At 62.0% G+C, this 12,806-nt stretch carries 12 protein-coding genes; 4 read left to right on the top strand and 8 right to left on the bottom strand.

What is annotated here, in order from left to right; all coding sequences use genetic code 11:
* Nucleotides 1-4: 4 nt before the first annotated feature.
* The 4 genes from AC04P6_RS04585 (at nt 5) to AC04P6_RS04570 (ending at nt 3,178) form a co-directional block, all read left to right on the top strand.
* On the top strand, nt 5-625 hold the full coding sequence (locus AC04P6_RS04585; protein WP_475565423.1) for a DMSO/selenate family reductase complex B subunit: 621 nt from the start codon (nt 5-7) through the stop codon (nt 623-625).
* Between the two features lies 1 nt (nt 626).
* Nucleotides 627-1,490 (top strand): dimethyl sulfoxide reductase anchor subunit family protein, encoded by an 864-nt coding sequence (locus AC04P6_RS04580; RefSeq protein ID WP_475565422.1) that lies wholly within the window; start codon nt 627-629, stop codon nt 1,488-1,490.
* Nucleotides 1,491-1,598: 108 nt separating this feature from the next.
* On the top strand, nt 1,599-2,264 hold the full coding sequence (gene dmsD, locus AC04P6_RS04575; RefSeq protein WP_475565421.1) for a Tat proofreading chaperone DmsD: 666 nt from the start codon (nt 1,599-1,601) through the stop codon (nt 2,262-2,264).
* A gap of 5 nt (nt 2,265-2,269) precedes the next feature.
* Nucleotides 2,270-3,178 (top strand): dimethyl sulfoxide reductase anchor subunit family protein, encoded by a 909-nt coding sequence (locus AC04P6_RS04570; RefSeq protein WP_475565420.1) that lies wholly within the window; start codon nt 2,270-2,272, stop codon nt 3,176-3,178.
* Between the two features lie 154 nt (nt 3,179-3,332).
* Here AC04P6_RS04570 and AC04P6_RS04565 read toward each other — a convergent pair whose 3' ends face one another.
* From AC04P6_RS04565 to AC04P6_RS04530, 8 genes are all read right to left on the bottom strand, one after another.
* Nucleotides 3,333-4,286 (bottom strand): 4Fe-4S binding protein, encoded by a 954-nt coding sequence (locus AC04P6_RS04565; protein ID WP_475565419.1) that lies wholly within the window; start codon nt 4,284-4,286, stop codon nt 3,333-3,335.
* Between the two features lie 5 nt (nt 4,287-4,291).
* Nucleotides 4,292-4,942 (bottom strand): 4Fe-4S dicluster domain-containing protein, encoded by a 651-nt coding sequence (locus tag AC04P6_RS04560; protein ID WP_475565418.1) that lies wholly within the window; start codon nt 4,940-4,942, stop codon nt 4,292-4,294.
* Nucleotides 4,932-5,714 carry a TorD/DmsD family molecular chaperone gene (locus tag AC04P6_RS04555; protein WP_475565417.1) on the bottom strand — a complete coding sequence of 261 codons (783 nt, stop codon included), beginning with the start codon at nt 5,712-5,714 and terminating at the stop codon, nt 4,932-4,934. The genes AC04P6_RS04560 and AC04P6_RS04555 overlap by 11 nt, the downstream gene beginning before the upstream one ends.
* A 56-nt stretch (nt 5,715-5,770) precedes the next feature.
* Nucleotides 5,771-6,589 (bottom strand): dimethyl sulfoxide reductase anchor subunit family protein, encoded by an 819-nt coding sequence (locus AC04P6_RS04550; protein ID WP_475565416.1) that lies wholly within the window; start codon nt 6,587-6,589, stop codon nt 5,771-5,773.
* Nucleotides 6,590-7,174 (bottom strand): 4Fe-4S dicluster domain-containing protein, encoded by a 585-nt coding sequence (locus AC04P6_RS04545; protein ID WP_475565415.1) that lies wholly within the window; start codon nt 7,172-7,174, stop codon nt 6,590-6,592. It lies immediately after the preceding gene.
* On the bottom strand, nt 7,174-10,098 hold the full coding sequence (locus AC04P6_RS04540) for a molybdopterin-containing oxidoreductase family protein (protein WP_475565414.1): 2,925 nt from the start codon (nt 10,096-10,098) through the stop codon (nt 7,174-7,176). Before AC04P6_RS04540 ends, AC04P6_RS04545 begins: the two co-directional genes overlap by 1 nt.
* Nucleotides 10,099-10,159: 61 nt before the next feature.
* Nucleotides 10,160-10,825, bottom strand: a complete 666-nt coding sequence (locus tag AC04P6_RS04535) for a hypothetical protein (protein WP_475565413.1) — start codon at nt 10,823-10,825, stop codon at nt 10,160-10,162.
* A gap of 185 nt (nt 10,826-11,010) precedes the next feature.
* Entirely contained in the window at nt 11,011-12,576 is a 1,566-nt protein-coding gene (locus tag AC04P6_RS04530) for a helix-turn-helix domain-containing protein (RefSeq protein ID WP_475565412.1), read from the bottom strand.
* Between the last annotated feature and the right edge of the window lie 230 nt (nt 12,577-12,806).

Below are 12,806 nucleotides of genomic sequence, written 5' to 3'. Positions count from 1 at the left end.
AGCCATGACGCAATACGCATTCTTCTTCGACGGTAAGCGTTGCACGGGCTGCAAGACCTGTGAACTTGCCTGCAAAGACTATAACGACCTGCCCGCCGACTACGCGTACCGTCGCATCTGCGAGTACGGCGGCGGCAGCTGGAGCACCGACGAGAATGGCTTCGACATTCCCGACGTGTTCACCTACTACGTTTCCGTGGCATGCAATCACTGCGACGACCCGGCATGTACCAAGGTGTGCCCGACGGGTGCTATGCACAAGGATGGCGATACCGGGCTGGTTTCCGTGGATACCGATAAATGCATCGGTTGCGGATACTGCCATATGGCTTGCCCCTACAATGCGCCGAAGGTAGACCGCTTGAAGGGCCACAGCGTGAAGTGCGATGGCTGCGCCAGCCGCGTAAGCGCCGGTCAGCAGCCCATTTGCGTGGAGGCGTGCCCCATGCGCGCTCTGCAGTTTGGTCCCGTAGACGAAATGGAAGCTCTGGGCGAGCGCGGCAACATAGCGCCGCTTCCGAAGGTGGAGCGTACGCAACCTAACCTGTTCATCAAGCCCAGCAAGCATGCCTGCCCGGCTGAATCGGGCCTGGGCTCCATCGTCAACGAACTCGAGGTGATCTAACGTGGAATCGTTGTTTTCCGAACTTCCCCTTACGCTGTTTACCACGTTGGCGCCGCTGGGCGCTGCTGCCTTCGCCGTGCTGGCGATTGCCTTCCGCGTGGCGGAGTTTTCCGATGAGGAGTTGGCGCGCATCGACAAGATGACGCTCGTTCCCCTAGGTGTGGTGCTGGTGGCATTCCTGTGCGCGACCGCGCATTTGGCCAATCCGCTGCATGCGCCCTTCGCCATCCTGGGCTTGGGCTCCTCTCCGCTCACCAATGAGGTAGTCGTGGGCGTCGTGTTTTTCCTTGCGTCCATCGTGTACGTGGCGCTTGCCCTTGCCGGCAAGCTTGCACGGGGCGCTCGCGCGGCGTTCGCGACCGTGCTTGCCTTGCTTGCCGTGGTTTTTGCCGTGTTCATGGGCCTGGCCTACATGATTCCCACCATTCCCTCGTGGAACCAGGTCGTTTCGCCCGTTGCCATGGTGGGCTATCTGCTGGCTGGCGGCGCGGCTCTGGGTGTGGTCGTGCTGGGCGCCGCGCGCGTCCTGAGCGTCGATCGCTTGCAAGCTCTGCGCATGCCTCTGTCGATTATGGCGCTGGCGGGTGCCGTGTTGGCCATCGTGGGTTTGGGCGTGCAGTTGGGCGTTACCGACGGGCTCTCGAATTCCATCGTGCAGGGTGGAAGCCTGGTCTCGACGGCGCTTCCCTATGCCGCGGGCGGCCTGGCGTGCATGGCGTTGGGAGCCGCAGTCACTGCCTTCGTAGCACTGCGTAAGGTGGCCATGGGTGCCGCTGTAGCAGCATGCACGCTGAGCCTTGTGGGCGTCTTTGCCGCCCGCGTGGCCTTCTACGCCGTGCAGCTTTCCGTGGGCTTTACGCTGTAACCGTTTTCTGTGAAAGCCGGGTGTTCGGGCCGTGGGGCCTGGGCGCCCGGCTTCTTCGTTTCGCCATGCGCTACCATGGAGCGCATGAATTGCTTGAAAGGATGTGCCATGACCGAAGAAACCCGTTTGCTTGCCCCCGAGCAGCTTGAGGGCATCGCATTCGTGGGAAGCACGCTGGGCACGCTTTTTCGCGAAGACCCGGCCCTGGGAAGCGCCGACGCCCTGTTTGACGCGTTGGCGCAGCTCGATCCTGAAGCCGCTGCGAGTCAGTGGCCCTTTGCCGGCGTGTCGGCGAGCGAACCCCTGCAGGCGCTGTCCGAAGCGCTTGCCACCTGGCCCGCCGAAGACGCGCGTCAGGCGCTTTCCGACGATTTCCGCACGCTGTTCGTAGGCCCCGCTCGCAAGGCCGCGCCGCCGTGGGGTTCGGTCTACACCGACCGTGAGTGCGTGATTTTCGGGCGTACGTGCCTGGACCTGCGCGATTGGATGGGCGAGCACGGCATCGATAGCGAGGCCCGCCGCGACAAGGAACCCGAGGACCATATTGGGCTCATGCTGCAGCTTGCTGCGTGGATTGCCCAGAATAAACCCGAGCTTACGGCTGAATATCTGGAGCTGCATCTGCTTACCTGGTCGGGGCATTTCCTGGGCATCATGGAAGAGGCGGCGAAGCATCCCGCCTATCGCGCGCTTGCGCGTCTTACGGCTGTTACGCTGGATGCAATGCAGGGCGAACTGGGCCTGCATCCCGTCATCCCGCGCTTCTATCGGTAGCCGAGATGTTTCAGAGCGGCGCCGACATAGCTTTCGCAAACGCCTCGGGCGAAGTCAGCCTCGTGTTTTTCACGGCGCTGGCCCCCGCTTCCGCCATCGCATTCATCATCATGGTGTTGGCATTGGCCTTTGGCGGGCTGGAGCATCAGCGTGCGTATCGCTTGGGGAAGACGCTTGGCGTCCCCCTTGTGCTGTGCATGGTGGGGCTTGTGGCTTCCGCCACGCATCTGGGGAACCCCTCGAACGCGCTTTACGTGGTGTCGCGCGTGGGGGCGAGCCCGCTTTCGAATGAGGTGGCATCGGCGGCCGTGCTCCTGCTTTCGGCAGCGCTTTCCTGGATGATCACGTTCGCCGAACGCGAGCATCCCGTCCTACGTAAGGCACTCGCCCTGATAACGGCGGCAACGGGTGCCTTGTTCATTAGCGCGTGCGGTTTCGCCTACAACGTGAGCACTATCGAAACATGGGCTACGCCCACTACGCCCGCGAGCATCATCCTGGGCGGCTTCGTTGTTGGACCGTTGCTGGCTCTTGGCTGCTTCCTGCATGCGGAATTCTGCCGTAAGGAAGACATGCTCTGCCGTGTGCTCGTGGGCGTTTCTTTTGCCTGCGCGATGGGGCTTATGGCTGTGTATGCATTCGTGTGGAGCGCTCTTCCTCATGTAGGCAACGAGCTGTATCAGGCAACCGAGCTCGTTCCCCGATACGGTGCTATGCTTGCCGCCGCGGGTGCGTTGCTGGCTGCCGCTTCCGCCATTGCCGGGGCCCAGGTTTTCACGCACTTCGGCTCCGCGGCGACCGCGCGCACGCTTTCGTGGCGCGTGTTTGGCGCTTGCGCACTCGCGCTCGGCGGATTGTTCATCATGCGTTTCGCCTTCTACCTCTCGCATCTCACAGTGGGCATGTCGCTCTAGGGTGGGTTGCGGTCGTGGGCTCCAGCCGTTTTCGAAGGTAAGGAGCGGCTTGGAGGGGGTGCATAGCTGTACTTTTACATGCGTGGTCTTGCGCGGAACAAAAAGGGTGGGCGCCCGCGGAGGGAGAGGGGACGGGCGCCCCGGAAGGTTCGCGTTAGGATGGCATCTCCGGCGTGGGGGATGCCGGGTTTTCGCTGCTCGCGCGTTTAGCGGGCAGGAACGGCAGCGTGATGGCGCTCGCGGGGCAAGCGTCGGCGCAGCTGCGGCATTTGACGCATTCGGTCATCGGTCGTTCGCCCATATCGGAGAAGGGGTCGATGTGCTCAGGGCAGGCAGAAGCGCAGGCCTTGCATGCCTCGCCCTTCGTGTTGCGCAGGCACGCATCGTGGTCCACCGTGGGCTTGAACGTGCGGTTCGTGGAGCCGATGAGCGAAAACAGCGCGCCCAGCGGGCAGAACCTGCCGCACCACTTGCCCAGCACCACCACCTCCAAGATGATGATGGCGGGGAAGAGCAGCAGGCAGAACGTGACTTCGTTGTATTGCACCATGCGCCAGAACAGCACGAATGTTGCGACGCTCAGGCCCACGGGGCACACCAGGCAGAACACGGGGAAGCCGAAGACGGCCGTAGAGGCCAGGGCCCCCAGGAGCACGCCATGGCGCGAATCGAGGTTGAGCTTCTTCCGCTGCGGAGCGTCGTTGTTCTTCCAGCGTTCGTAGGAAAGCCTCGCCGCCTCATGGCGCTCGTTTGCTTCGCGTGCGGAGCTCTTCTTGGTGCGGAACAGTTTGCCCACGTAGGGGATGGGGCAAATCCAGCCACAGAAGCCCTTGCCTGCGACCCATACCACGGCGAGCATGGCGATAAGCGCAATTACCAGCCGCGGCACGAACGCCCACGAGCCGAAGATGGACTCGAGCGCGCCCAGCGGGCAGACGGTGGCGATATAGTCCCAGCCGAATGATGAAATGGTTCCGGTGCCGCTGTGTATGGCTAGGCCCACGCCCATGGCCACGAACGCCAGAATGGCTACCGTGGCGCGCACGCGCGCCGACTTTCCGCGTTGCTCGGCGCGGGGTTTGTCCTTGGTTGCGGTTTCGTTGGCCATGGTGCTCACCCCTTCCATACCTCTACGTTCACGCCGCGCCGATTCGATCCGTCGTAGGCGGTGTACTTAGCCGAGGGGCATTCGTATTCGCAGGCCCCGCAGCCGTTGCATAGGTCGGCGATTATTTCCAGGCCGCCATCGGGCGTGTCTTTGATGGCATCGTAGGCGCAGGCGCCCCGGCATTCCTTCGAGCACGAGCGGGAACCCGAGCGGAAGAGCAGGCACTCGTCGTAGTCGAATGCCGCAATGCCCATCTTGTTAGCGTGCGGATCGAATCCTGGAATAAGCGCTCCGGTGGGACATGACTTTACGCAGCGGAAGCCATCTTCGCCGTCGCAAAAATCGCACCAGCCCAGGCTGTATTTCATGATGGGTAGGCGGACGCTCAGCAGGCCGTTTTCCAGATGCCCCAAGCTGATGGCGTTCTGCGGACAAGCGGAACGGCAGCGATCGCAGCGTATGCACGAGCCTACAAGCTGGCTCGTTTGCCCGCCGGGCGGGAATACGAAGTCGTTTTCCCCAGCGAACGCCTTCACCCCGCCACCCACGGCGATCATGGCCGCGGCACCGGCCGCGCCCACCATGAAGGCGCGCCTGCTCAGGCCCGGGCTACGGTCGTCGGGTTCTGCATTCGGGGTGGCGTCCTCACTGCTCATCGCGGGGCTCCTGGCCCTCGGTCAGGCTCTCGAAGTCGCTCGGAGCGGCGCTTTCCACCACATCGATCATTTCGAACAGCGACTGCTCGTCGAGCTCTATGAACCCCTGGGTGATTTTCAGTACGCCGCGGTAGAAGCGGGTGTGAAGCAGGAGCAGTGCCTGGTCGCGGAACATGCCGAACCATGAGGCAATCTGAGCGTCCAGGAAATCGCCCGAGGCGTTCAGGTAATGCAACGCCAGTTCCAGACGGCCATCCAGCAGCGCGTCGCGCGTGCGGCGGCTTTCCAGCGCCATGAATTCGAACAGGAACGATAGATGGTCATCGGGCCAGTCCAGCCCGGCGCGCTTCGTGACCGATTCCGCGCGCATGGCGTGGACGACGTCGCGATAGCCTTCCTGCATGAGCAGCCCCGTGGCGCTCGTGAACACCGATTTGTAGGGCACGGCGGTTTTGCCTTTGTAGGTAGAGGTGCCAGCGAAAGCGCCCGTAAAGTCGACGGCAAGTTCCTGGCGCGTTCCCGTGTTGCGTTTACGCAGGTAGCGGGCAATGTCATTGGCGCCCTCGGCGAAGAGCTCGTTCAGTTCGGCCCAACCGGAAAGGTCCGCCTGGGCAAGGTTGTCGATCTGCTCCTGCTTGAGTGGCGCGAAGTAGAGGCTCGCCAGCAGTTCGTAGAATTCGGCGCGCGTGTCAAGCGCCGCAATCATGGCCAGCTCGTCTTGCCTGACCTGCTCGCGCTCGCGTGTTGCGTCCATTTCCTCTTCGAGGATCATCGACGGTTCCTCCTTCTCGAAGGGGTGGGGCAGGCAGCCCGCCCCACCCCAGGTTGCTAAATGCCCAGCACGCTATGCGCGGCTGCGGTTGAGAACAGGTCGAAGAACCCGCTTCCGGCAAGCCACATCACTGCGCGGAGGCAGACGCCGCATGCGATGGCGCACGCAAGCCCGCCGTACACCATGTTGGCGTTCGTGCCGCGTTTCCATGCGAACAGGCAGGTGAGCGCGCCGACGACGATGGTTCCGCCCCAGAACAGCACGGGGTCGAGGGCGAATTGCACCATGAACCCGTATATCAGGCACAGCACCGGAGCCGCTACGGCGCACACGATAGCCGCCGTGTCGAACTTCTTCAGCTCCTCGCCGTCCACGCCGGAAAGTGAGGCGATGGCCAGGAACGTGAATGCGCCCATGGGCAGGTCGGTGCCCAGGTAGGCCAGCGGGAGCGCGATGGTGTTCCATGCTGGCTGGGCCTGCATCACGTAGCCGTTGCCGGTAACGAAGCCCAACAGCAGGCCGACCACGATGCCGCATACTCCCAGCGCCTTGGAAGCGCCGCCGAAGTTGCCGCCGCGGATGGCAATCAGGTAGATAAGCGCCACGATAACGGCTAGGCCGAGTGCGAAGATCTCCATCGAAATGCCCGAGAACGAGAACAGGTTCTGCGCGGCCGCCATGATGTTCGAGGGTTGGCCCAGGTGGGCAACAGAGCATAAGCCGCCCGCGATCATGAGGGCGATGGCCGCGATGGTAGCCTTGAAGCGCGCTTTTTCAGCGGCGCCCAGAAGCTCGGAAAGGCCCACGAAGGCGAACGTGGCGCCCCCGCAGCCCGCGATGAGGCTGAACAAGAGCAGAGGCCATTGGATTTCCATCTAGATCAGCTCCTTCCAGCTAGCCGTTTTCGAACTGAGAATGTACACCGAGCTGGGTCCGGAATCCTTCGGGTCGGGCAGGTGGTGGCAGTTGGCGGCACCCGCTGCTGCCACGGCCTTTGCCGCGTCGCTTGAGGGGTCGTCCAGGTCGCCGTAGATACGCGCGCCCGTGCAGCAGTTGTGCACGCATGCGGGCTCAAGCCCTTCGGCCGTGCGGTGGCTGCACAGGGTGCACTTTTCCACTACGCGTTCCGTTTCGTTGTAGCTGCGTACGCCATAGGGGCAGGCCATCATGCAATAACGGCAGCCGATGCACTTCGACTTGTCGATGAGCACGATGCCCGTGTCGGGGTCGCGATAGCTGGCACCAGTGGGGCAGACCTTCACGCACTGAGGGTTTTCGCACTGCTGGCACTGCACGGGTAGCCAGTACATTTCGATGTCGGGATGCGTTCCCGTGGGGCCAACAGCCACGACGCGGTTCCAGTAGCTGCCGAGGCCGATTCCGTTCTCGAACTTGCATGCGGCAATGCAGGAATCGCAGCCGCTGCAGCGGTCGAGGTCTAAGACAAGACAATTCCTCATTAGAATACATCCTCCGTCCTGGGCTCGTTGTGCAGGGTGGGCATGAACGGCTCGAACTCCTTGGGCTCGACCCAGATGAGGTCGGGCTTAGTGCTCTTCTCGACCTTCACCGTGAAGCCGCGGTTGGTATACGAGCCATACACTTCGTTGAAGGGGGCGGTGTTCTTGGTGAGCACGTTCACGTTGCATTCGCGCCAGCCGGCAGTGCGCTTGGCTTCGGGGATGGAATCATCGAAGCATTCCGGATTCCAGAAGCGCTCCATCCATACCACGCCGGGCGCTACGCCTTCGGTAAGGTAGGCGCGTCCGTGAATCTCTCCGCGACGGCTGGTTACCTTCACCCAGTCCATGTGCTTGATGCCCAGCGCTTCGGCGTCGCGCGTATTAATGCGCACGTCGGGTGCGGGGTACAGCTCGCGCGAGAACGGCGCGTGGCGCATGGTGCCGTGATGGAAGTAGGGAACGCGGCCCGAAGTGAGGATGAACGGATACTGGTCGCGGTCGCCGATCTGCTGCTGCGCATCGCTGTAGGGGCTTTCGCAGGGTTCGATGAACGTGCAGATGGGGCTGTAGTCGTCGCAGGCTTCCTGCGGGTTGGGGTAGCAGAACGGGTAGCCGTTGCGGGCCATCTTCAGCACGATCTGCGTGTAGGTTTCCACCTTGCGCGATTCGGTGCCAAACCCGGCGGGCAGGCCGTCGGTTGCCGTCATCTCATGCTGGTAGTACTGGAAGTACTGGTCTTTCGGCGTAACGCAGGGGACGTATTTGTCGATGTCCGCCTGCAGGGCGTCCCAACTGGGGGCCATCAGCGTTTCGGCCGTGCTCTCCTTCACTTCCTGTTCCGTGGCGCTACCCATGTACGCAGTCACCTTGCCGCCGCCCAGTTCCAGGCCGTTGGGAATGTGTCCGCCGTACATCTCGCGCACGCGGTTCACTACCTGTCCGGCGGGAATGGAATGGCTCACTGTTTCGCCGATGTGGGTGCATTCGTTCTGCAGCCACTGGGTGTTCAGCTGGGTCATGTTCACCATGGGCTCTTCCAGCCACTCGCGCAGCGGGAACACCAGGTCGGCGGCTTCCACGTGGAACGACGTGAGCATCGGATACTGGCCGATGATGAAGTCCACTTCGGGGAACACCTCGTACCAGCTCTTCGCGTTGCCCAGCATGGCCAGCTTGTTACCCGACATGTCGAACCACACGCGCGGCTTGTACGGCTCGCCGGTGGCGATGGCCTGGCGCACCGTGGGGATGTGGCTGTGGCACCAGGCGTACAGGCCCTTGTGGTCTTTCATGCCCAGGCGGTCCTGCAGCAGCTTGTTCAGGATGCGCTGCGAGTCGGGCATTGCGGCGCCCAGCTTTTCGATGCGCTCCTTGTTTTCGGCTTCCGACATGCCGATGACTGCGCCAACGCCGTACATGTCAGAGAACATGCCGCCGAATCCGTTGTTGTAGGTAACGGGGCGCTCGATTACCTTTTCGCCCGTAGGAGTGGCGGTGAAATAACCGCCGCCCTTCTGGGTCATGGAGACGCCGGGCTTGTTGATGTAGCCCATGATGGAATCCAGGCCCATGAGGCCGATGGGTACCTGCGAGGCCGATTCGGTCATGTCGGCTGCCACGCCGTTGCAGATGCCGGCCACGCCGTCGCCGCCCTTGCAGGGAGCGCGGTTGCCGTCATCGGCGTGCGTGTACAGGCGGATGGCCTGCTCGTTCTTGTCGGCGGGAACCCAGCATACTTCCTCGCAATGCTCCAGCGTCCAGGGTTCGGCCTCTTCCTTGTAAATCTGGCCTGCGGTCTTGTATGTCTTGCCGTTGTACGTGCCCGTCCAGAAGATTTCGGGGTCTACGGTGGAGTCTTCGGGCTTGCTGTAGGCGAAGGGCTGCACGCTGTTCGTCTTCAGGTCGTAGCACACGTACGCCGGCGTGTTATCGGGCGTGGGCGAAACGTAATCGGGGAACAGCTCGCTCGCGATAACCGGCAGTTTCGTGTCGGGGTCGATGAGGAACGGCATGTTCGTCCAGTATTTCGTGAACTGCTCGTTATAGAGCTTGTTCTCGAAGATGTAGCGGAACCACGAAAGGATGACGCCCGTATCGGTGGCGGGGCGCACGGGCAGCCATACATCGGCTTTTGCGGCATCGGGCGAGAAGTTCGGGTCGACCACGATGGTCTTCACGCCCATGCTGCGAATTTCGGCCATGCCGCGGCCCGATTCGGCCGTTTCCGATACCGAGGGCTGAGCTGCCCAGATAACCACGACTTCCGCCTTGTTGTCTTCCTCGGGGCGGAAGATCTCCTGCACCGCGTTGTCGGCGATGGACTGGTCGTCGCCACCGTAGAACAGCTTCGACATGCTCCAGCGCGGCAGGTAGCACTGCGCGCAGCCTGGCTCGAATACCGTGGGCGAGCCCATGGCCATGGGGAGCGTCATGGCTTCCATGAACGAATAGGATCCGCCACCGCCTACCGAAGAGAAGAAGGAGTAGTTGCCGTATTCGTCGATGGCTTCCTTGATCTTCGTGGCGGCTAGCTCGATGGCTTCGTCCCAGGAAATGACTTCCCACTTGTTTTCGCCACGTTCTCCCGCTCGCTTCAGTGGGTGCAGCACGCGGCGCGGGCTGTACATGGTATGCAGCTGGTTGAGTCCCTTGATGCACAATGAGCCGCGGCTTACCGGCGCTTCGGGGTCGCCTTCCAGGCGTACGACCACGCCGTTTTCGATGTAGGCGATTGCCGGACACATTTGGATGCAGCCATGGCACGACGTACGGACCTTCTTGGTTTCCGTCGTGGTGGCAGCTTCGGCGGTGTCCGTTTCGACGAGCGATCCGCTCATCGAAATGCCCAGCGATGCCGCCGCGCCTGCGAGCATTGACATCTTCGTGAATGCTCGGCGCGACATGTTCGTTTTCAACGCCATATTCTCCTACCTTCCCTTTCTCTCACTTGCTTTCTCCTCCCCCGTCTGCGGGGTCCCTTGCCTACTGCACCTCCGCTAGAAACCTCCGTCCCTCGTCCGTCGTTTCCCATCCGGCCTGCCAGACGAGCGCGCCGACGCGGTTGAGGCGGTCGACGAGCACGCTAGGCTGGATGCGCTGCCTGGAACCGTCTTGGGTAATGAAGAGCACGTCGCGACCCTCTAGCAGGTCTGATAGATCGTTGTAGGTGCGTTTTTGGATTGAGCAGTAGGCCAGCAGCTCGCGGTAGGTTGCCGCGCGCAGGGGCTCCTCTTCCAGGAGTTCGCGCATGCGGGAAAGGGGGTCGTGCAACGCCACGAAGCGCCTGCCCACCCCGGTGGTTTCGTAGGCTTCGTCGGCTACTAGGTCGTCCGACTCGTCTTCGGAAAGCCCCTCCAGGTCGGCTGCGGTCACCACGTTGCCTTCCTCGTCCAGCAGAATGCGCTCGAGCCCGTAATGCTTTGCCAGCAGCGCCGTGAGGTGATAGGGCGACTGAACGGCCTGGGCATATTGCGGCAGGCCCATGATGTATTCTTCGACCTCACGCAGTATGCGACGCGTTTGGCAGAATGCCAGCGTCTTGTAGCAGATTTCGCGGTGAAGCGACTGACGCGTTACGGCGAACTCAAGTTCGTCGAGCTTTTCCTCGTCGGTTGGTTCACATAGCTCCGCCTGTACTTCCTCGTCCATGAGAAAGCTCCTCTCCTCCTTGCCGCGCGCCCTAAGCGCCGCGGTATGCTCCCATCTCCTTGGGGCCAAGCATGGCCAGGAAGGAGGAGGCGAGGAAGATGTGGAACGGATGAAATTGAAGGATGAGGGCCCCGGAATCTCGTCCCAGGGCTTCTAGTTCAAACTGGATGAGAGGTTTGACGTGGCTAAACGAACGTTTTTTCGGCGTTGTAGCGCAGGTGCGCGTCTTTCATGAGCTCTTCGCGGGAATGCACGCCAAGCTTGGAGTAGACCGCATGGGCGTGCGTGCGTACGGTGTTGCGCGAAAGGCAGAGCTGCTCGGCGATGGCGTTTACCGTTAGGCCGCGCGCGAGCATGATGAAGATTTCGGTTTCGCGCTGGGTAAGCTGATGGGCTGCCGCCATTTCTTCCATGGCGGTGCGGAACGGACGGCGTTCGGCGGGGTGTTCCGAATCGTCTTCGGTGGCGATTTGCGGCATGATGATGCGCTGCTGCATCATTTCTTCGAGCGTTTCCTCTTCCTGGGACGCTGGGGCGAACAGCGCGTTGCTGTCGATGAATATCATCATGAGCACGGCGACCAGCAGAACCACTACGGCAGTTGCCCCGAAGAATTCTGCGGGGGAGATGATCTGCAGTAGGTTGGGCAGAACGTTCACGCCCCAGTAGCAGCCGGTTACGCAGCCAGCCAGGAACAGGCCCTGGCCCAGGCCGAAGGTGCGCACGACCGAAGTATGTCGCTGGTAGACTACGAGCGAGAGAATGCACCAGTTCACTAGGCCAGCCACGGTGTAGCAGATGTTGTTCAGCTGCTGCCAGATGCCACCGGCGGCGCTCAGCAGCGCCAGACCCACGAATGACATGGCCAGAAGCAGCATGAATACCCAGATGACCTTCACCACGTCGAGCGAGGCCAGCCGCGGGCTGATGGCAATGTAGATGAACGCCAGCGCCACGGGGATGCGCAGGAGGGTGGTGACGTTGGTGGAGGCGAGCGTGTCGGCGGGATTGCTCTGGCTGATGGCATTGATGTTGATCATGGAAGACACGAACGCTAGCAGGAAGAATACGGCCAGAATGGCTACGAATCCGCGCGTGATCGTGCCGTTTGCCTCGGGCATTTGGGGCTTCTTCTGCATGGTGAAGGGTGCCGCGGGGCTGGGAATGGTGGCGAAGAATGCCGCGAGCAGGGGTAGCCCTATGCAGATGATGATGCTGGCAAGCGAAGGACCGCCCTCCACGGCCAGCCCTGGGGGCGCGCACATGTTCAGCTGGTAGACGAATACCTCCGCTATCTGGGCAAGCGCTAGATAGAGCAGCAGCTGGCGTGGGGCAAGCTGACTGTACGCCGAAGCGCAGCGCAGCATGATGACCACGGAGCTTATGCCCATGAGCGCGCAGCCTATGTTGAAGGGTAAAGCCTCATCAAGATAGAAGGGCCCCGCCAGAATGATGAGCAGGGCTCCGAAGGCGGAGATCAGGCCTGCGGTTCGCACCACGCGTGGACGGATGAGCGGCAGCCGAAACCGATGGGGGAGAAGGGCCGCGGCTAGGCAGGCCAGGGCAAACGCGCCGTTGAAGTATAGGTAGAGCAGGGTGATGTTGGCGCCGTTCGATTCGGTGGCAGAAAGCCAACCTGCGCCGCTGAAGGCGATGTCGTTCCAGGCAAGCGAAAGACCCGTTGCCAGGAACGGCAGTGAGGGCCACAGCTTGCCAAAGCGTGCGACGGTGTTGCGCTCCCTCTCGTCCATATCGTCTCGCTCCCCCGTAAGACGACTCTCCCTATGAGCTCCTTTCATTGTCGGGGTGCGTAGCGGCGTTGTCAACGAACGGGCGACAGGGGAACGGTGACAGGGGGACAGTCCTTCTGTCGCCCCGTGCACTTCGTCTGGTGGCTGGGCTATTGTTTCCCGTGAAACGTTGGGGCTGCCGCCCGAGCGTGGGATGCTCCATTTTCTTTATCCCGTCATTGAGCTACGGG

It is taken from the genome of Denitrobacterium sp. (assembly GCF_056180635.1).
This window is presented reverse-complemented; position numbering and strand designations above follow the sequence as displayed.

Coding starts and splice junctions, on each gene's coding strand:
- AC04P6_RS04555 (WP_475565417.1), bottom strand. CDS start 5,714: ATGATCCTCGAAGAGGAAATGGACGCAACACGCGAGCGCGAGCAGGTC.
- AC04P6_RS04535 (WP_475565413.1), bottom strand. CDS start 10,825: ATGGACGAGGAAGTACAGGCGGAGCTATGTGAACCAACCGACGAGGAA.
- AC04P6_RS04570 (WP_475565420.1), top strand. CDS start 2,270: ATGTTTCAGAGCGGCGCCGACATAGCTTTCGCAAACGCCTCGGGCGAA.
- AC04P6_RS04565 (WP_475565419.1), bottom strand. CDS start 4,286: ATGGCCAACGAAACCGCAACCAAGGACAAACCCCGCGCCGAGCAACGC.
- AC04P6_RS04530 (WP_475565412.1), bottom strand. CDS start 12,576: ATGGACGAGAGGGAGCGCAACACCGTCGCACGCTTTGGCAAGCTGTGG.
- dmsD (WP_475565421.1), top strand. CDS start 1,599: ATGACCGAAGAAACCCGTTTGCTTGCCCCCGAGCAGCTTGAGGGCATC.
- AC04P6_RS04540 (WP_475565414.1), bottom strand. CDS start 10,098: ATGGCGTTGAAAACGAACATGTCGCGCCGAGCATTCACGAAGATGTCA.
- AC04P6_RS04560 (WP_475565418.1), bottom strand. CDS start 4,942: ATGAGCAGTGAGGACGCCACCCCGAATGCAGAACCCGACGACCGTAGC.
- AC04P6_RS04545 (WP_475565415.1), bottom strand. CDS start 7,174: ATGAGGAATTGTCTTGTCTTAGACCTCGACCGCTGCAGCGGCTGCGAT.
- AC04P6_RS04585 (WP_475565423.1), top strand. CDS start 5: ATGACGCAATACGCATTCTTCTTCGACGGTAAGCGTTGCACGGGCTGC.
- AC04P6_RS04550 (WP_475565416.1), bottom strand. CDS start 6,589: ATGGAAATCCAATGGCCTCTGCTCTTGTTCAGCCTCATCGCGGGCTGC.